Annotated in this window: 15 protein-coding genes and 1 pseudogene; 6 read left to right on the top strand and 10 right to left on the bottom strand. The window is 60.1% G+C overall.

Features of this window, described 5'->3' with window-relative positions; all coding sequences use genetic code 11:
* Positions 1-163: 163 nt before the first annotated feature.
* Positions 164-439, bottom strand: coding sequence for a hypothetical protein (locus OKW29_RS01060; RefSeq protein WP_429289636.1), 276 nt, complete (start codon positions 437-439; stop codon positions 164-166).
* A 122-nt stretch (positions 440-561) separates the two neighbouring features.
* The gene (locus OKW29_RS01055) at positions 562-1,362 is read right to left on the bottom strand and encodes a hypothetical protein (RefSeq protein ID WP_429289635.1); all 801 of its coding nucleotides are present in this window, start codon (positions 1,360-1,362) and stop codon (positions 562-564) included.
* A gap of 1,236 nt (positions 1,363-2,598) precedes the next feature.
* On the opposite strand from OKW29_RS01055, the gene OKW29_RS01050 reads away from it, so the two are divergent.
* Entirely contained in the window at positions 2,599-3,399 is an 801-nt protein-coding gene (locus OKW29_RS01050; protein ID WP_429289634.1) for a hypothetical protein, read from the top strand.
* Between the two features lie 886 nt (positions 3,400-4,285).
* A complete protein-coding gene (locus tag OKW29_RS01045; protein ID WP_429289900.1) occupies positions 4,286-4,903 on the top strand; it encodes a superoxide dismutase in 618 nt (205 codons plus the stop codon).
* 84 nt (positions 4,904-4,987) lie between these two features.
* On the opposite strand, the gene OKW29_RS01040 is transcribed toward OKW29_RS01045, so the two are convergent.
* The 3 genes from OKW29_RS01040 to sctC form a co-directional block, all read right to left on the bottom strand.
* A complete protein-coding gene (locus OKW29_RS01040) occupies positions 4,988-5,701 on the bottom strand; it encodes a hypothetical protein (RefSeq protein ID WP_429289633.1) in 714 nt (237 codons plus the stop codon).
* Positions 5,702-5,728: 27 nt separating this feature from the next.
* Entirely contained in the window at positions 5,729-6,505 is a 777-nt protein-coding gene (locus OKW29_RS01035; protein WP_429289632.1) for a superoxide dismutase, read from the bottom strand.
* Positions 6,506-6,774: 269 nt separating this feature from the next.
* Complete coding sequence (gene sctC / locus OKW29_RS01030) at positions 6,775-8,607, bottom strand: type III secretion system outer membrane ring subunit SctC (protein ID WP_429289631.1); 1,833 nt, start codon at positions 8,605-8,607, stop codon at positions 6,775-6,777.
* A gap of 481 nt (positions 8,608-9,088) precedes the next feature.
* On the opposite strand from sctC, the gene OKW29_RS01025 reads away from it, so the two are divergent.
* Positions 9,089-9,946: a winged helix-turn-helix domain-containing protein gene (locus tag OKW29_RS01025; protein ID WP_429289630.1), complete on the top strand. Its 858-nt coding sequence runs from the start codon at positions 9,089-9,091 to the stop codon at positions 9,944-9,946.
* Positions 9,947-10,202: 256 nt separating this feature from the next.
* Here the strand turns inward: OKW29_RS01025 and OKW29_RS01020 are convergent, their stop codons facing one another.
* From OKW29_RS01020 to OKW29_RS01010, 3 genes are all read right to left on the bottom strand, one after another.
* Positions 10,203-11,345, bottom strand: coding sequence for a hypothetical protein (locus tag OKW29_RS01020; protein ID WP_429289629.1), 1,143 nt, complete (start codon positions 11,343-11,345; stop codon positions 10,203-10,205).
* 65 nt (positions 11,346-11,410) lie between these two features.
* Positions 11,411-12,856, bottom strand: a complete 1,446-nt coding sequence (locus OKW29_RS01015) for a helix-turn-helix transcriptional regulator (RefSeq protein WP_429289628.1) — start codon at positions 12,854-12,856, stop codon at positions 11,411-11,413.
* Positions 12,857-13,157: 301 nt separating this feature from the next.
* Complete coding sequence (locus OKW29_RS01010) at positions 13,158-13,592, bottom strand: hypothetical protein (RefSeq protein ID WP_429289627.1); 435 nt, start codon at positions 13,590-13,592, stop codon at positions 13,158-13,160.
* A 776-nt stretch (positions 13,593-14,368) separates the two neighbouring features.
* Here OKW29_RS01010 and OKW29_RS01005 point away from each other — a divergent pair.
* Genes OKW29_RS01005 through OKW29_RS00995 form a run of 3 tightly spaced genes read left to right on the top strand, consistent with a single transcriptional unit; the run spans position 14,369 to position 17,352 of the window.
* Positions 14,369-15,286, top strand: a complete 918-nt coding sequence (locus tag OKW29_RS01005; protein WP_429289626.1) for a hypothetical protein — start codon at positions 14,369-14,371, stop codon at positions 15,284-15,286.
* The gene (locus OKW29_RS01000; RefSeq protein WP_429289625.1) at positions 15,271-16,164 is read left to right on the top strand and encodes a c-type heme family protein; all 894 of its coding nucleotides are present in this window, start codon (positions 15,271-15,273) and stop codon (positions 16,162-16,164) included. Before OKW29_RS01005 ends, OKW29_RS01000 begins: the two co-directional genes overlap by 16 nt.
* Before the next feature lie 27 nt (positions 16,165-16,191).
* Positions 16,192-17,352: a hypothetical protein gene (locus tag OKW29_RS00995; RefSeq protein WP_429289624.1), complete on the top strand. Its 1,161-nt coding sequence runs from the start codon at positions 16,192-16,194 to the stop codon at positions 17,350-17,352.
* Between the two features lie 142 nt (positions 17,353-17,494).
* Here OKW29_RS00995 and OKW29_RS00990 read toward each other — a convergent pair whose 3' ends face one another.
* Together OKW29_RS00990 and OKW29_RS00985 are read right to left on the bottom strand one after the other, a co-directional pair.
* The gene (locus tag OKW29_RS00990; protein ID WP_429289623.1) at positions 17,495-17,773 is read right to left on the bottom strand and encodes a hypothetical protein; all 279 of its coding nucleotides are present in this window, start codon (positions 17,771-17,773) and stop codon (positions 17,495-17,497) included.
* 538 nt (positions 17,774-18,311) lie between these two features.
* Positions 18,312-18,527 (bottom strand): annotated as a pseudogene (locus OKW29_RS00985) (transposase); the annotation flags it as partial.
* Between the last annotated feature and the right edge of the window lie 120 nt (positions 18,528-18,647).

Raw genomic sequence — 18,647 nt, 5'->3', positions numbered from 1 at the left:
GGACGACCAGCGGGGTGGATGCATAAGTTGACAGCGCGGCCTCAGGTGCTTAACAGGAAAGTGGGCCCGGGAAGGAAGTGACCCGAATAGATATCAGCCTGAATGTCCGGGCATGGAAGACTCCATGCCCGGATTGCTTTTGAGCGGTGACAAGCGGTAGGCCTCAGTTGAACAGTCGGACCAGGCCGCCGATGCTGACGCTCTGGCGCGCCGGCGTACCAAGTGACAGGCCGTCCCGTGCAGCCCCGTCGCCCGGCGCGGCGCGCACGCCGGCGTGGCCTTCCGTGGCGAAGTTGTGCGCCGCCGTCACTGCCTCGCGCACACTCATTGCGCGACCGCCCTGCAACGCCAAGCCGGACGTATGGTCTCGCTCATGAGCCGCGAAGGCCGACACGCTGCAAAGCGCGAGCGCCACGGCCATCATGATCCTTTGCTTCATCTTATCCTCGACACGACGAACGTCTCACGATTCGCCTTCAAACGAGCGGCGATCGCATCCCGCGACCACCGCCCATGTGCCGGACAGACCCGGCATCGTTGTTATTTGAGCCGGCGTTGCCCTTACGAAAGATGCACCGGCGAGCGTTGCGCCTGGATCGGCTGGGTCGTTGCCGGCGTGGCCGGCGGCGTCACCAGCGGCCCCGTCGTCACCGGACCGCGGATGCCGTGCATTGCCTGCGGGTTCGGCGGCGTCAGACCGCTCTGTGCCATCGCCGGCGCCGTCGTCACCGGGCCGCGGATGCCGTGCATTGCCTGCGGGTTCGGCGGCGTCAGGCCGCTCTGTGCCATCGCCGGCGCCGTCGTCACCGGGCCCCGGATGCCGTGCGTCGCGTTCGGGTTCGGCGGCGTCAGGCCGGCCTGCGTCGAGCCTGACATCGTGGTGGAGCGGGTGCCCGACGAGTCGCGGTACGAAGTGTGCTTTATGTCGTCGCGATCCTGGTTGACACGCGTATTCTTCGACGACGAATTCGAGTGGTCATACGAGGCCTTCGTCATCGAGTCATGAGCGCCGTGACGATCGTTATCGTGCATCGCCTGGTGTTCGTGCGTCATTCCAGTTCCCCGGCCCGTCCCGCTCAGGTGCGTCGTGAAATCGTGATTGAGCGATGCCGGTGCGCGCATGCCGGCCGAATAACCGTTGTTATTACTGATGTGCTCGCCGCTGCTCATGCTGCCCATGTGCTCGCTGCTGCCCATGCCGCCCATGTGTTCGCTGCTGCCCATGCCGCTCATGCCGCCCGTGGACTCCATATGGCCCATGCTGCTCCCCATATGACTCATGCCGCCACCCATGTGGCCCGCAAAAGCCGACATGCTGGAAAATGCGAGAACTGCCGAAACAATCAACGTCTTCTTAAACATCTTTGCTCTCCGAAAGTTAACCATCTGTACACTGATGGGATGACGTATTAAACCCGAGCGTCAGGCATATTTCGAGCGGATGTTTGTAAGTCAACCGGCCTGTTTGTAAAGCTCTCTCGCTGCCTGTAACGCGCTGTATCCGCTTCGTATCTGCTTACGTGTGTGCGTGTTAAAGACTTGTTCTTTTTGAGCTTCGATTAGATGTGTCCGCGCTGATAGAGCCCACTGCGCACTACCTGCGCGATCTAAAAAAGAGCGATCCGGATATGCAAACCGCCGACGTGCTTTAAGCCTTGTTATCGTGGCCACTGGCGCTGCAGGACGCGCGACAAACAACAATAAAAGCGGTTCTTCATTGCTCACGTATTCGGCATCCCTCTGAGTTCATTCGGCGCCGCTGCGGAAATCGAGTCTCGCTTGGGCCGCACCACATCGTTCTCAGCCGGCCACGTGCTAGCATCGAAACAGAGCCCCCCTCGTGGCATGCCCCATATCGATTGGAGGGACATATCGTGCTAACGAGGTCTCCGCGGAGCGACGCCGCGGTGTGGAGTCGCGCATATTGCTGGATGCGCACCGCGCCTTCGACGTCACGCCTACCCGATTCGCCGAGTTTGCTCGCCGCCACGTGGCGCGGTTTCGCAGGGAATAAGGCGAGGCTTCGAGCGTTGCCCGGCAAGGGGTAATTAGCGGCAGCGACGCACAGCCGGCTAGCGCCGTTCGCGAGCGGCTCTCAGGAAGCGCGGAAACAACGAAAGCGACGTTGCGGTGACATGACAACGAGCTGGCACCGTCGCGTATCGATACGAAAATCCGGTTGGTTGCGCGAAGCAGCTGGCTGTTTCGTGGGAAACCCTCACGCAAGATACACGCCGTTACACCCCAGTCCGGCAAAGGATACGTATTGTTGGAAATACGTATCCAAGCTAACGGAATCAAAGGCAGCAGACGTGGGCAACACAATTGGCAACAAAATTCAGAACCGAGCGGACGCGCAGGAGTTCAGAGAACCTTCGCAGAAACGAACGCCCGGCGCTTCAACTCGCGCCAAGCCACTCCCGGTCGATTGCCCGCCGCCGAGGAGCGATAAACGGAGGTCAACACTAGAAACTGTCATTCGCGTGCCGCTATGCGTCGTGGGGAAAAAAGCCTCCGCGTCCTGAGCCCGAGTGGGCAAAGGCAGGCTGGGCCGCGCGAGAGCGGCGCACTGGCAAGAAGCCGAGTCCGGATAGGAGCGTGTTCAAGCCGGGTCCGGATAGCAGCGAGTTCAAGCCGAGTCCGGATCGCAGCAAGTTCCGCCTGTCTACATACGAGTACAGACCACCCGCAGCGAAGCCGGAGGTGAAGAGGCCGCCCTCCCCACCAACGCTCAAGAAAAACCTGGCGACGGAGAACCCGTCGCCGCTACGTCCGCCCAAACTGAAAGCACCGCCAACCGGGACGAACCAGAGCCACCATTCGACGGCGAAGATGTTTATGAATGCCGCCGCACTAGGTTTTCTAAAAGATCTCCCAAGCAAAGATGAATTATTTAACGCGTTGGCGAGTTCCGAGAACAAGAATGACGGCACCTTTCTGCGCTTGTTGGAGCAAGGCACGCGCGCGCCCAGATGGCCGTTCAGAAGTGTGACGACGGCATTGTCGATCGGAACGAAGATTCTCGGTTCCAGTGGGTATTGCGGCATTGTCGACTTGCATCCAGAACTTGCAGGACCGCTAGACAAGCTTAAACAGATGCACGACAAGTCCCGGACGGATAACAAGACGGATGAAGACGCGGAGTTGTACAAGCGTCTGATCCAGCTCGGCAATCCGTCGACGGCAATCGGGCGGCATGAAGAAAAGAAATACTCTGTCGCAGAGTTCAAAAAGTTCAATAAAATCCTCGATACAGCGGCAACAAATCTGCAAGAAATCGTCTCCGTATTGGAGCGGTCCAGCCCCGGACGCGCGCTCGATCCGAGACGCCATCCGCAGCATGCACGCCATGAAGCCAGGACACCTGGAACACATCGAAATGATGATCGAGGCAAATGACGTCCCTGGTCTGCAAGCCGCGTCGGAGAGGGGACAACCCTTGCACTCCTTTGTTAGAGAACTAGGCAGATTGGCGACGCTGGTGAACACGTACGACACCGCGCGGTTTTCTTCACCTGCACGTGACGCGCTCTCCACGCACTGAAACAGTTCTTCAAGGAGAATCCGCGTTTCACCGAGTCAGAAGATAGCCATACCATTGGGGATTCAAAGCCACCACGCTCTGAGAACGAAGACCAACATCCGATGGAAGCGATCGAGCGTGCATTCTCGCTACTCCAGCCAGCGACACGATGGTAAATCGTTCGGTTTCGAATCTCTGGCGTGACGGGCTGCGGAAACAGCAAGGGCTGTATGGAGCGGGTTGTCATAAGGAAAGACCGGGGAGAAAGCGACCAGGCTTACCTGCGCGCAATCGCTTTAAAAGCCTAACACCGAACAGATAACTCGCAAGACGAACGCTTTCCGCGCTTCAGATTCTCGTACGTTGATCTCCTTCATCGCTCACGCCCTGACGCAGCAACGACAACACCGCCGAGCCCGACAAAGACACGCGCGTCGTGTCTACACGCCGCGCCGCGCAGGCACGGCTAACCACGCGAAAACACTGCAACGCTTGCTCAACAATCCTCAGCATCGCCTGCAGTCGCGAGAAATCCGCTGTCAGAATATCCATTCGACATCCTAGGCGGACGAAGTCCATTTATCGGATCGCGCCCGCATAAACCATCCCAAGTGATCTATACCTGCTATGTCCAACGATCTCACCGATATTCAAACCGGCCGCCGCGGCTTCATGCAACGCACGGCGCTCGGCGCAGCCGGGCTTGCCGCCGCCGCGCTTCCCGCCAGCAGCGTCTTGGCCGCCACGCAAGCTGCCGCACGAATGCCCGCATTTCTGCAGCGCTCGCCGCTGGCATTGCCGGCATTGCCCTATCCTGAAAGCGCGCTCGAGCCGATAATTTCCGCGAAAACGATCGGCTTCCACTACGGCAAGCATCACAAGGCGTACTTCGATAACATCGCCAAGTTAGTCGTCAACACGCCATTCGCCGACATGTCGCTGGAAGAACTCGTGTTGGCGAGCGCTGGCCGCGCGGATCGAGAGGCGCTATTCAACAATGCCGCGCAAGCGTGGAATCACAATTTCTACTGGAGCAGCATGACCCCCGCGCCTCAGGCTCCGCAAGGCCAGTTCAAAGCCATGATCGAGCGTGATTTCGGTTCGTTCGACAACCTGAAGAAGGCATTGGTGACCACCTCGGCCTCGCAGTTCGGCAGCGGCTGGGGGTGGCTCGTCGTCGACCGCGCAACGCTGAAGGTCGTCAAGACCAGCAACGCGGACGTGCCGTTCGTGCACGGCATGCAGCCTCTGTTGACGGTCGACGTGTGGGAGCACGCTTACTACCTGCAATATCAGAATCGCCGCCCCGACTATGTGGCGGCGGTGCTCGACAAGCTTATAAACTGGGAATTCGCTGCGTCGAATCTGGCACGCGCCTAAGTGCCGACTCGCGAATGGCGCCGGGTCGAACAAACCCGGCGCCTTTGCGAACGTGAGCCGCCACATGTATGGCAGCCATGCCTGCTACGGCTTGACTGCTCTCGCCGAGAAGATACTCGAGTCTGCCGTGGACTCTGCGCTGCGTGAGTCCACCGGTGCTTCCTGGCTCTCGTCGCATCGTCGCGAGAAGACGCGGCGCGAAACCGCCGCAAGCCGGGCGCACAGCAACCCGAGGGAGAGACATACCGCACCGAGCAGGCAGTTTGCGAACACCCGCTCCTCGGCCAAGTCGTCGGGACCGATGGTCAGTACTAACGGCGCTACGCGAGTGACAGTCGCCGCATAGCCCTTGAGATCTTCGCGCAGTGTGACTGTGTCGGCGTCGCAGCGGTCCGGGCACGAGTCATCGAGTTCACCCGCGAGCGAAATCGCCTCGACACTTTGCATCCCGGGCACCAATGCCTCACGGGCTACGGTTTCGATCGCCCGGCACAACTGCAGAACCGGAGCATTGCGCTGGACGGCGGCTTCGCCGCACTGGCCCTCCTGAATACGCATCACGTCAGCATGCAACGTGTGCTGCACCTCGGCGATCTGCGACATCGCAAACGTTTGCTCTTCAAGCCGGCGGATATGCTGCAGGCCGCCGGCGAGGGCGCCGATCAGTGCGATTGCCGGCAGCAGCCACCACCAATCGAGCAATACCCAGATTCTGGAGGCCGGACGAAGCCGCAGGCCGCATAGTGCGCCGAGCGCGCCGGAAGCGCTCGCGGTCACGAGCCAAAACACGATATTCATAACGAACCCTACTCCTGCTGCAATAAATCACGCGTCGATCGTATGCAGCGCGGCAAGAATCCGGTTTGCATGGGACCAGTTCAAGCGCGTCTGGACGACCGCATCAATGTATGCACGTTGATTCTCGACGTAGTCGAGATAGTATGCGTGCTCCCAAAGATCAAGACAGAACAAGGGCACCGCACCGTGCAGGAACGGGAAGTCAGTATTCGACGAGCGGACGATATCCAGCTTGCCGCCCTTGACCGTGACCCAGCCCCAGCCGCCCCCCTCCGGCACAGAGAATTTCGCGGCCATATTGACGGCGAATCTGTCCGCGCCCCCGTATTGCTTCTTGATCAAATCGCGAATTTCCCCGGATAGCGTATCGCCGCCGGGATGCATCGACTGCCAATAAAAGTTGTGCGCCCACGCCTGCATTGCGGAAAAAGCGAGGTCGGAATGGCCACCCGGCGCGGCGTTGTGAAGCAGAACTTCTTCGAGTGTCTCCCACTGCTGACCCGTTTGACGCAGCAATAGCGCAACCGTCTCGCAGTAAAGCCTGTGATGGCGCTCGTAGTGGAACTTCATCGTCTGCTCCGATAGCGTGGGAGCCAGCGCGGCTTCGCCATAAGGCAGCGGCGGCTGCGCAATCGGCGTCTTGCCGACCAGCGCATGGAGCGTTGCCGCATCCAGCGGCTTGTCCGGCTCCAGTCGCGAAAGCGACAGGGCCTGTGGATTGGAGGCTGCGAAGCCTGCTGATTGCAGCACGGCTGATCCGGCGACCAGAGCGCTGGAGCTGAGAAGAAAATTTCGACGTTTCATGACAACGCGACCTTCGTACACGGTCAGACTACGGAGCGGGCGCACCTCAAGCGGCACGGAGATTGAGAGCGCCGCCCGCTCATGGCGGACAGACGCACAAGCGTGTCGTGAAAATGGGGCTGATTTCGGACGTCTGCGCACACTGATAAGTGCTTGCGCGGTACGGACACCTGCGTGAGCTTAGCGGAGCGCAGGAGCAAGATATAGGGCGACACGGAAACAATGTGTCGCCCAGGAGGTATCAATCGGCGCGCCGCCGTCGCTTATCCTTACGCCGGTTCAATAACGCGCGGCGTAAGCAGGAACAGACGTTCCATATGCGAATCCTGTGTGCTGTGATACTTGAACAGGTTGCCGAGCACCGGGATCTTCGACAGGACCGGCACGCCCGATTGCGAATTGCCGTTCTGATCGATCTTGTAGCCCGCGATCAGCAGACTCTGCCCCTCGCCGATGAACGCCTGCGTATTGATCTCGCTGTTGGTGATCGTCGGGATGTTGTCGACCGTGATCTGCTGGTTGATCTGCCCGTCTTCGATATGCACGTCGAGCTTGATCTGACTATCGTTCTCGACCACCATCGGCAGCACGCGCAGCGTCACGCCCGCGGAGACGTTGTACAGGTCCGACTGATAGGTGCCAGGTACCCGGACAAAGAAGCTCTGCTTCTGGTTCATCAGCGCTTCGATATTGTCGAGCGTCGTCACCTTCGGGCTCGCCTCGATCCTCGCCTGGTCGGTGGTCTGCAGCGCATTGACGCGCGCGAGCACGAAGCGGCCGGCGTCGCCCAGCACGGCTGTGATCGAACCGCCAAGCGGCGTGGCCGGCAAACCAGCAATGCTGTTCGGACCGGCGGTAGTCTGGCCGAAAGTCGGCTGCAGATTGCCGTCGTAGTTCGCCTGGCCAAACTGCCCATTGCCGATCTGCAGGTCGGCGTGGCTGTTATGCGCGCGCCAGTCGATGCCGAGTTGCGCGAGGGCGCTGTCATTGATGTCGATGATGTGCGCTTCGATCTCGATCAGCTTCGGTTTGATGTCCAGATGCGAGATCAGCTCCTGATGCGATTCCATGCGCTCAGGCAGGTCGCGGACCAGAATCGAATTCGTGCGCGGGTCGGCCTCAATGACCGGCAAGTTGTCGTAGTCCGCGTTCATGTCGGGCGAGCTACCGGGCGCGCTCATGCCAACCGGCGTCGTTTGCGGCTGCGCCGCCTGCGCGGTCTGCACCTGGCCAGCGGCACTGCCCGGCAGTCCGGTTGCGCCTGCGCCCGCGCCGAAGAAGCTGCCGAGCGTCACGTTGCCGCCGGCATAGCCGGCTGGCAGCGGCGGCATCAGTCCCGCGCCGCCGACGTACATCGGTGCGGCAGGCATCACCTGACTGCCGACGTCCGCGAGACCCCGCACGCGCGCAATCCGCGGTACCGGATGCGTCGACGAGCCGCCGCTTGCGGTATGGCCGTAAAGGCTCGCCATCACGGTTGCGACGCCCGGAATCGTCACGTCCCTGCCGTCGATCGACGTGTCATGGTCAGCGGCCCATGCTGCATGCAGCGGGAACACGCGAACTTCGGTGACGGCGCGGCGGCTCTGGTTCTGGTCGATGCGTTTCGCCATCTCGTTGACCAGCTCGACGTAACGCGGCGGCCCGGCGACGAGCGCGGTGCCTTCCTGGTCGTCGTACGTGATCGGGAAGCGATCGTCCGCAATACCGGTGCGTTTCAATGCGTCACGCAGCGCTTGCGTGCTGGCGTACTGGAGCTTGACGACGACACTGCGGACTTCATTGGCCGACGTGACTTCCAGCACGGCTCCGTCGAAGTACCAGACAAAGCCGAACGAAGACGCGAGCACGTTGGCGAACCGCTGGGGCGTAGTGTCGAACTTGCCGCTGACGGTGCCGTCCACTTCGGGCGAAATCGCCGCCGCGATCCCCTGGCTTGCGGCAAAGTCGCGCAGCACGTCCTTCAGGTTCTTGCCTTCCGCCGCATACTGAAAGCGTGCAGTCTTCCAGTGAACCTCCGCGGCGTGTGCGCTCGCGCCAGCGAACATCATGACAGCGGCGGACAGCGCGGCCGCGAGCCTCTTAATCCTGATCGGTTGCATGTGAGAATCCTTAAAGTTCGCCGTGGTCGATGTCGGCGGGATTCACACATGGTACGTAGCGCCGCGCAGGCAACAATCAACAACTCCGCCGGACTGCCTCAACAATCCTCAAGCGAAAACTCAAGGCAGTCGTCGATCCGTATTCCTCATTATCATCTTCGCAATCCTGTGAGTTTTTAGACTATGCGGCGTCTTGTCCCAGCTTCGTTGTTGAACAACGACTGGTCACTGGCAGACTGCCACGTGGCCGACAAACTCGTAACGAAAAAAATGACAGGTAAGTCTTTTTTTGTCCTATGAAGCCTTGATGCAGGCGGCACCGGCGGACTCGATGCGAGGCCATGCAGCGTAGAGCGAAGAAACACTTTGTTACCCGCCCCGCTTTGTCAACTGGATACATTTAGTCCGGTCGATCGCAAGGCAATTCTTCGCTGCACTGCGGGCGCCGACAAACGTGGAGAGACAGTCTAAGGAGTGTGTTGTGAAGATTGCAGTACTGACGCGAAATGCGCGGACATATCACGCGGTCGAACAGAGCCTGGTTCACGATGGTCTCGTTTGCCACCGCTTCACCGATGACTTGCAGCTGGTCCGGGAGCTGCGGCGTGATGGCTTTGACCTATTGATCCTGGATGGCGACGGAACCGACCTGTCGGGCCACCCGGTGTTCTTCTGGCGCGATTGCCATTCCCACCATCGCGTGCCGGTGATTGTGACCGCCAGCTTTGCCGATCGTCGCGGCATTTCCAGCGCGTTTGAAATCGGTGCGGACGACGTGGTGTCGCTGCCGATCCAGCATCACGAGCTTGCCGTCCGGGCGCGCATTGCGATCCGCCGTTCGAGCCGTCTGGATACCAGTTCAGAACGTCTCGAACTCGCCGGCTATGCCCTCGACAAGCGCGCGGGCGAAGTGACGCGCGGCAGCGAATCGATCAGACTCACGTCGCGCGAATTCGCGATCGCCTGGTTGTTCTTCTCCAAACCGGGGGAATTCTTCAGCCGCAAGCAATTGGCCGCGGCCATCTGGGGCAGCAGCGCCGAGATTGCCAATCGGACGCTCGAACAGCACATCTACAAGATGCGCAAGAAGCTCAGTTTGGCGGATGGCTCGTCAGTGCAACTGCGTACGGTCTATTCGCTCGGATACAAGCTGGAAATACACGATGTACGCGCCGCCTCCAACACATCGGTTCGCGCCTGCGCCGATTCGCCCGTCATCAATCCGGACTTGCAGCCTGCGCCGACACCGGCACCGACACTGAGCAACGTGCTCGCGTTCGATGCACAGCGCGTGCGCCTGAGCGCAAGCCCGCACCGCGAAGAAGCAGTGACAGGCTGAAAACACTCGGCCCCTGAACGCACCACCGGGTTGCAGGCCTCACCCTGCCGGAAAAAAACTACAGCGCAAAAGGCGCCCCCCCGCCGCAAGCATCACCGCGCTCAAGGCACTACCCTGCCTGAAACGCCACCCCACGAGGGCATTACCCTGCCCCGGACACTATCCCGCCGAAATCATGCTACGTTGCCAAACAAAAACGTGGCGGTGTGAATCACACCGCCACGTTTCGTCTTGCACCTGCGTCAACCCGTGAAGATCAGTTCACAACCGGTCCGAAGTTGCAGCCTGCGGGCGCATTCAGCGTAGTCGCGGGACCGACGATGAAGGTGCTCGGCACCGTCGCTCCGCTCGCGCCCAGTTGACCTTTCGAGAAAAACGGGATGCCGAACGGCGCCGCCGAACTGACCGCTGCCAGATCGCCCAGATTGTCGAAGCAGATGCCATTCGGCGCAACCAGCGTCGAGTTGCCGTTGACTTGCGTCGGGCTCAGCGTGACGGCCGGCGCCGGCATACCGGAGGCCGTCAGATTCGCCTTCGCGAATTCGACCACCGTGTTGGGTGGATTTGCATTGCTGGACCAGAGGTTGCCCGCTGCGTCGAACGTCAATGCCCACGGAGCCTGGATCGATCCCTTGCCGTCGTCGGAAAGCGTGACGTCTGGCGTCAGCGCAACCGTACCGGCGGACTTCGGCAGCTTGTCGGCGCTGAATTCGAAAATCGTCGTGCTTGCATTGTTCGCCACCCACAGGTTGCCTGCCGCGTCGAATGCGATGCCCAACGGGCCATTGAAGGCCGGTGTCGAGGTGATCGTGATCGACGGCATCACGTTGCCCGACGTGGCGCTCAGTTGCGCAGCCGTGAACATGTAGACCGCATTCGCACCATTGTCCGACACCCACAGGTTGCCGGCTGCATCGAACACGGCTTGTTGCGGGAATTTGAACGCGGACGACGCGATCGACACGTTCGGCACCGGGTTCTTCGTCTGGCCCAGCGCGGCAAGTTGCGTTGGCGTGAACTTGTGCAGCCCCGGGGCGACCGTGCCGCCCGCTGCCACGGTGCCGCCGTCGATCACCCACAGATCGCCGGCCGCATCGAACGCGACACCCTGCGGCGCGCCGAACACACCGCTGTTGTTGATCAGGTGCGGAACGGCCGCGCTCGTGCCCGGTGTCAGCTGCGACGGAATATATTCGAGCACGTTCGTGCCGTTGGCCACCCACAGCGCCTTGTTGATCGCTGGAGGCGGCGGCGTGGTTTGCGTGGTGGTCGTCTTGTTGCCGCTGCCGCCGCCGCAAGCCGCGAGGAAAGCGCTCAGCACGAGTGCCGAAACCAGAGTCGCCTTCGTCGCAAGGCGCTTTTTGTTCGATTGGCGGTGTATTACGCTGGATTGATGCATGGATTGCTTCCCTTGTCCGTCAAAGGTTGGTTGAGTGAAAACAACGGTGTCGGTGCCGAGTTGTATCAGCGCAAAAGCGTGTCCGACGGTGCTTCATGAAACTGCCGCCGATAGCCGTTGACCAGCGTCGAGCGGTTTGTCACACCCCACTTGGAGGCGGCTTCGATCACGCTGGTATGGCCGCCATGGTCAGCCAGTAATTCGCCGCGAATGCGCTCCATGCGGCGCTTGCGTATCACCTCCGTCGGTGATACGCCCAGGTGAGTCTTGAACGCGGCCTGCAACGCGCGCTCGGTCACACCGATCACGGCGGCGACCTCACGCACCGACAGATCGCGCTGGTCGAGGTGATCCATCAGATAGCGATAGGCCCTCCGATAGCGAGCGGGCAAGCGCGCGCTCACATCGTCGCTCGGCGCGTGGGGGTTGCCTTGCGGCATGCCGACAGGTGCGATGCCCGGAGTTTCCGCGCGCAGCGTCTGCATCGCGCGCAACGCATAGCGTCCGAAGTAGTCGAGCGACTCGTCGTTGCGGCCTTGCAGCCGGCACGCCTTCGCCATGCAATACAGGTATTCGAGTTGCCAGCGCCGTGAGCCAGCGCCACGCAGCGCCTCACGCAACGGTTCGAGGGTGGCTTCTGCGGCATGCGCGGCTTGCGCGACCACCGCCGACAGTGAGACCTCCAATCGCACCGCGCGCTGATATTCATGCAGGCCGTTGGCCTGGCTCCAACCGATATGCGTCTTTATGTCGCTCATGGCGCTGACACGCCCCCCCGCGAGCGAGCGTAGATGCTCAAGATAGGCCGAGCGCATCGCGATGACGGGGATCGACGGCGCTTGCCGGCTCGCCGCCGCTGCCGCGAGTTCGGCCAAAACGTCGCGTCCGTCGCGCAAGGCATGATCGTGCAGGGCTGACTGCCAATAGACGTGGTCGCTCAGCGCCTCGGACGAACGCAACTGGCTCTGCGCGGCTATATCCCTGGCAACCGCATGAATCACGGTGATCCAGCGTGCATCAGGGTGTGCCATGGCGGCATCGGCAAGTTCCGCGAGCAATTCGTTGGCCAGCGACGGGTAGCCGAGTTCGTGCATGACAAAGGTCTCACCCAGCGTCGCTTCGATCCTCGTGGCCGGGCTTGCATCGGGCTCCTCGCGTACGCGCCGGAAGCACACCTGCGCGGTGCTCAAGCGCGTCTGAAAGAAGGCCTGCCACGCCGCGTTGCGAGTCGACATGACTCGCAGTCGGGACTTCTCCTGGCGGATCGTCTTGTGCGCCTTTCGATAGAACTCTTCAGCGTCCTCGTAACAACCCAGCACCGACTGAAGATCCGCATATCGCTGAAAGTCCTCATAAGTCGGCGCATGCGCCGAATCACCGACATCGGCTGCGCGCCCTGCGCACAACGACGCCTCGGCAAGCTTGCCGTTGAAGATTTTTTCCGAATACGAAGCGGGCACGTCGCACTCGGCCAATGTTGAGACAACGGTAAAGTAGATCAGTGAGTACATGATGCCCAACTCCTCTCGCGACGTTCAGCCGCTTCATCAATCGGTTAGTCGAATTGATGTTAGGGGAACAGGCGTTGGACATTCTCAACAATCGCGCACGAAGCAGGCCCGAGCTTGTTAGCAGATGATTCAGAGGCGCTTTGAAAATTGCCGCGCACGGGAAATTGGCGGGCGAGCGGCACGGGCGATCTGGAGCGTTTACGTCCGGCTGCCCTGACGGGAGGGTAGACCGGATCTCCTTCGCCCCGCTACGAGTGAAGCGATCGCCGTCGGGATAACACGTCCGGACGATGGCCCGACCCTAGCGCTTCTTGACGGAGTCGAACCATTGCTTGATAAGCCCCGCATTTTTTCTGATCTCGTACAGTTCGCCATTGATAGCTTTGAGTTCCGCATCATTGAAGAACGGCACTCCCGGCGGCGGGCGCAATTGCCGACACGCGAGCACGTTGAGCTTCTCTGTAAGCAGTTTTTTTTTCTTTTCGATCTTCTCCGAAGCACAGCGCACGGCGTCCGGCAAGGTCCCCTCAAACTCATCGAACGCGTGTGGACTCAGGCCCTTCATACCTAAATTGAACTTGCGCATGCGACCTTCTCCGTCAACAAGGCTCCTTTCCAAATCCGCAGTTGAAGCCTTGCCAAGGAATTCGATGAAGCCATCGACATCGCCCAACACTTGCTTGCTAAAAAGACACCTGATACTGCCTTTGAGGCGGCCATGCATACCAGCCGTCATAGGGGTCTCGCCCGCGCGACTGCCCTGAACGTTGCTTGACTCCCAGGATGCCCAACCGTTTGGTTTGGAAGAACGCTGGCCGTCAAAAGGATTGGACGCAGGCAAGGGGCGTCGGCGCGACAGGGACTTGGGTGGGATTCGAGGGAGCATCCTGTCCAACTCACCAAGTGTCCCGTGCAAGTACACGGGTAGGCGTCCAGATTGATCTGAGTTGGTGAACCGATCCTTCGATCCGCCCTGGGGAGACCGAACAGCCGCGAACTCGGGCCGATCAGAAGATCCGGAATACCCCGAAAAGTACCGCGATAACAGTTTTTCAAACATTCGGATTTGCGTGAAATGCGTTCAGTTACAGAACGATAGATGAATTCGACGATTCTGATCCTCATTCATCTCGATCGTGATCGGCACGGCGATTAAATAAGCGGAAAGCCGAAGGCATCGCGTCCACCACGCCAATTGGTACTGCGCCGACACACGCAAGACTTGCGTTCGATGGCATCCAGGGCGTCGCGCGAAGCATTCCCGGACCGTCCAGCCGATCAGTAGCGACTCCAGTTCGAGATACAGGGGTTCGGTGAGCAATGGAACAGCCAACCGATCTAAGCACGTCGCCATTCGCAGAAATCGGCACGGTTTCGCTTTGCGCCAAATGACCAGCTTTTCAAACTGGTGCGCGAATAAGCGTATCGAATTCCGAAGGTTCGGGAGTGGAAAGGGCTGGTTAACTGCTACCGTTGCACATTTGATTTCGTTCGCATTGGGAGGCCGTAGCAATGAACCAGTCGCAATGCGCGCAGCCGGGTGCTGCCCAGTTCCTGCTGGCGGCTATGACCCTATGCGTGTGCGCGACAGCGGCAGCCTGCACCGAGGCCGGCCATTTGACGCTTGCGCCTGAAGCACCAGTGACGCTGATTCGCGGCACATCGATGTTCGTAGTCGACGCACCCGTTGTCTTGCTGCCCGGTGACTTGCTTGCTACGGATGCACATCCAGGCGCCGCTCGGCTCGCAGACGATAGCGGGATGCTCGCGGCACTGGGGCCGCAAACGCATATTGCCATCACTCCCCGGCCGCGCACCGCCAACCAGCCTGCGCACGAATCGCTATCGTTGTTGTCCGGATGGCTCAAGGTCGCCTACAAGGGCGCCGACACTGCGGAAGCTCTGGGGATCGATACTCCGGCCTTGCACACCACGATCCAGCGGGGGTCAACGGTGATCCATGCAACGAGCACGGAGACCGAGTTGTTCGTTGAGACCGGGAACGTCGTCGTGTCCGTTCCGGAAGCCCCTGCCGCGCCGATGGCATTGGGCGGGGATCTCTACCTGCAACGCATCGTCGGCCAGCAGCCTGAACAACAGGCTCGCCCCGCTTCTGGATTCGTCGACCAGTTGCCAACGCCATTCCGCGATCCGCTGGCGCCGCTCCCGCTACGCGCGTCAGCGCTGACACCGGTGCAGTCTCAAGCGCAGCAGGTCACTTATGCGGATCTGGCGGATTGGCTAACCAGCAGTTTGCCGATACGGCGCACCTTTGTGTTCCGCTTTCGCGGGCTCGCGCAGAGAGAGCCTTTTCACTCGTCGATCGGACGAAATTTGCTCACCTTGCCTGAGTGGTGGCCTGTGCTTTACCCGCCGCGCAAATCAATGCCTCGATCGACTTCGAGGCGAACCTCATGGGAGAACTCGTGAAACTGTCGTTGCGCGCCAGGTTAAATCTCGCGTTTATCGCGATCTTCACGGTCGGTTCATTGGCTACCGGTTGGCTCGCGCGTGACATGTTGCAACATACGGCCCTTGAGGAAACTTCGCAAAATGCGCGCGTATTAATGGCCTCAGCAAGTGCTGCGCAGAACTACGCCGCGACGCAGACGACACCTTTATTGCAAACGCAACTGATTTACAGCTTCGTGCCGCAGTCCGTGCCCGCGTACTCTGCCGTCGAGATGTTGATGACTCTGCAAAAGGATTTCCCGTACTACTCATACCGCTCGACCATGCTGGACCCGACCAATCCGCGTGATCGCCCAACAGGCTGGGAGGCTGAGGTGATTCATCGGCTGCACGATAAGCCGGAGCTGAGCGAATTGGTCGGAGTGCGAGACGCTCCAAATGGTCCTAACCTCTATATTGCGCACCCGAACCGAATCGACGATGTTGCCTGCATGGAATGTCATAGCACACCATCCAGGGCACCCAAGACGCTGATCGACAAGTATGGCCCGAACAACGGGTTTAACTGGCATTTGCACGAAGTGATCGGCGCGGACTTCGTGTCGGTGCCGATGGCGGTGCCTCTGGCACGTGCGCACGAGTTGCTGCGAGCGTTGATGCTGTCGCTTGCCGCGGTATTCGGATGCTCGCTGCTGGCGCTGAACCTCATGATTCATCTGCTCGTCACGCGCCGCGTGCGCGCGCTGTCGCGAGCTGCAGACGAGATCAGTCTGGGCAAGCTCGACGGACCGGATATCGTCGTCCGTGGCAGCGACGAGATTGCTTCGCTCGCCGTGTCGTTCGGCCGGATGAAAACGAGCCTCGTTGAAGCGTTCAAGATGATCGATTCCCATTGAATCGGCGTGGGAATCGAGGAGACAAACATGAACGAGCGACTGATGAGGCATCGATCACGTGGTGTAAGAATCTGGACGCTTGAGGCTGTCCCGCCTGCATCCACGGATTCAGCATTGCCTGCGAATAGCGCCATGGCGCTCAGGTATCAAAGTCGCGGCGTGAAGATCTGGTCGACGGATGCGATCGGATTTGGCCACGACACAAGTGGTGAAGATGACTCGGAAGGTTTGATTTTGATTGGTACCACGAACGACGACGTCGGGACCGTGACGGATGCGCTATCCACGGACGCCGGCGGCTTGCGGCTCTCCTCTTTCGAGGTCGTTGGAGATGCCCCGCGATTCACCGGCTCGCAACCATGCATTCGCACCGATGCGATTGACGGTGGACGGCAGAACGAGGCTGGCGTGGCAGATGAGGGGCCAATGAACTCATCCGATGGCAAGGACGGTGCGCCAACGCTTGGCTCGGTGGTCGTTGACGAGCGCGTCTCAGATACTGGTGCGAGGCTGGGCGAAGACGCGCAACCGGCGAGCGATGCGTTACCACATCCGTGCGAGTTAGAAGTAGAGGGGGAAGTTGGGGCGCATGGCATCGAGGTGCGCCATTCGAACGACGACGAGGATGTACCTGAGCCCGCATCGGTGGATGCTCACGATGAGAGCTCATTCGACGGCGTCAGTGACATCTCTGCGCCCATAGAGTCCGAGCCTGTCACTCTGCCTCCGACTGTGCTTGCGGTCGTCGAAGCGCTACTTGCTGTTCAGGTGGGGCCGGTAGCGCGGCTGCTGGTTGCACGGCACTCGGCACAGGTGACGGATTTACTCGAGCTTGAGGCACTGTTGGTTTCCAGCATTCCGTCCAGTGCGGGCCGCGAACAGTTCAGAACCGCGCTCGCGAAAGCGCTCAGAGAGACTGCATACTGTCTCGATCCCAATGAACTGGGAATGCGCGACGCGACGAGGGATGTGGAACACAATACAGGGTCTGGGGGCACCGCCGTCTTACAGGAACAAGTTCAGGCAGCGGCAATGCAATTGGCCCACTATCTCGGACCGATCGCGCATGTCGTCGCCAAACGCAAGGCCGTCGCTGCGACTGATTTGAGGACGTATTACGAGCATCTTGCGCAGTCGATTAGTAACGAAGCGGATCGAGCCGCATTCCAGCGGACGATGTTGAGCTGAGCGGCTTTCGGCACAATTTGAGGACAAATGGAGCGACGGTGAAAGCATGTTGGCGGCGGCCGCGAAGTACCGAGGACCGTCGCCGTGGCCTCTACTGCATGTGCGCGGCTTGACACTGCGCAGCCCCCGAGACGGAGATCGATTAGCCGCCCCAGCCGTGATGCTCGCGCCACTCGTGCTCATGCCACGCATGCTCGCGCCATTCGTGGCGACGCCATTCGTGTTCACGCCATTCGCGTGCGCGTCGGCCGTCGTAGCCTCCGTAGGCCACGGTTACGGGCGGTGGGGCATAGGCGACAGGGGCCGGCGCCACATAAGCGGGGATGCCAACCCCGACGGTGACATCGACATGCGCCGATGCCGCAGCCGAAGCAGCGAGGACCGCCAGACCTAGTGCCACACCAATGATTCTCTTGTTCAATTCGCTTCTCCTCGCACGTTTAGTGCATGACAGTGAATACTGCGCGAAGTGTAGAGGCTCGTCAGACATGGAGGTGCAACTGCTTTGCGAGATTGGTAACGCAGGTTTACCGGAATGGCATCAGACCGATCAGAACGGCACTACACGTTCGCCCTACAGTTGCCATCTTCGGCTGCGGACTGATCCCATGCTTAAGTCTCAAGTCACTGTCATATTCGACGCGTCTTTGTAATGCGCATAGCGATGATCATGAACAAGAGATACCTGCTGGCCATTCCTGCCATTACCGTCGCGAGCGTGGCCCTTGACACAAGCTTCAACCGCAGACCGGCGAGGCAGCCGGATGAGCGTGTCAACCCGACCACCGGCTACGTTGCTTGTTCAGGCAGGCAGAGCGCACAATTCGCATGTTTGATTGTTGCTTCGCGGTTTTATGTCGACCGGAGCGATGCTTAGCGTATGCTCGACTTCGAGTCCATGCAGGAAATACACGGCATGTTTAAAGAAGGCGGTTTCAAAGGTGAAGCGTAACCGCGGGTTAATGAACGGAAACTGAAGTTATCGAAGCGGTTGCGAGCATACGTTCGAACAACTCGAATGGCGAATGAAATGCATGCGTGGCACGAGGCCGGCTTTTGAGGCTGTCGGCGATGGCATCGAGGTTGTCCTGCGCGTAGACAGAGAGGTCGGTGCCTTTTGGCAAGTACTGACGCAGCAGCCCGCTGGTGTTCTCACAGGTGCCGCGTTGCCACGGGATCCGGCCGCGCCGGTCAGTGCCCCGCTTGCGCGACATACGCTTGCTGTGGCCGTGGCGCAGACGGCCGATAAGCTGGCTGCAGTGGTTGGCAAGTGCTTTTTTCATTGGCACCTTACA

This window comes from Paraburkholderia sp. CI3 (genome assembly GCF_050436505.1).
Taxonomy (GTDB): Bacteria; Pseudomonadota; Gammaproteobacteria; order Burkholderiales; family Burkholderiaceae; genus Paraburkholderia; species Paraburkholderia tuberum.
This window is presented reverse-complemented; position numbering and strand designations above follow the sequence as displayed.

Excerpts from the sequence above, each read along its gene's own strand:
- OKW29_RS00995 (WP_429289624.1), top strand. The coding sequence starts at position 16,192 with ATGAACGAGCGACTGATGAGGCATCGATCACGTGGTGTAAGAATCTGG.
- OKW29_RS01005 (WP_429289626.1), top strand. The coding sequence starts at position 14,369 with ATGAACCAGTCGCAATGCGCGCAGCCGGGTGCTGCCCAGTTCCTGCTG.
- OKW29_RS01045 (WP_429289900.1), top strand. The coding sequence starts at position 4,286 with ATGCCCGCATTTCTGCAGCGCTCGCCGCTGGCATTGCCGGCATTGCCC.
- OKW29_RS01055 (WP_429289635.1), bottom strand. The coding sequence starts at position 1,362 with ATGTTTAAGAAGACGTTGATTGTTTCGGCAGTTCTCGCATTTTCCAGC.
- sctC (WP_429289631.1), bottom strand. The coding sequence starts at position 8,607 with ATGCAACCGATCAGGATTAAGAGGCTCGCGGCCGCGCTGTCCGCCGCT.
- OKW29_RS01035 (WP_429289632.1), bottom strand. The coding sequence starts at position 6,505 with ATGAAACGTCGAAATTTTCTTCTCAGCTCCAGCGCTCTGGTCGCCGGA.
- OKW29_RS01000 (WP_429289625.1), top strand. The coding sequence starts at position 15,271 with ATGGGAGAACTCGTGAAACTGTCGTTGCGCGCCAGGTTAAATCTCGCG.
- OKW29_RS01015 (WP_429289628.1), bottom strand. The coding sequence starts at position 12,856 with ATGTACTCACTGATCTACTTTACCGTTGTCTCAACATTGGCCGAGTGC.
- OKW29_RS01040 (WP_429289633.1), bottom strand. The coding sequence starts at position 5,701 with ATGAATATCGTGTTTTGGCTCGTGACCGCGAGCGCTTCCGGCGCGCTC.
- OKW29_RS01010 (WP_429289627.1), bottom strand. The coding sequence starts at position 13,592 with ATGACGGCTGGTATGCATGGCCGCCTCAAAGGCAGTATCAGGTGTCTT.
- OKW29_RS01060 (WP_429289636.1), bottom strand. The coding sequence starts at position 439 with ATGAAGCAAAGGATCATGATGGCCGTGGCGCTCGCGCTTTGCAGCGTG.
- OKW29_RS01020 (WP_429289629.1), bottom strand. The coding sequence starts at position 11,345 with ATGCATCAATCCAGCGTAATACACCGCCAATCGAACAAAAAGCGCCTT.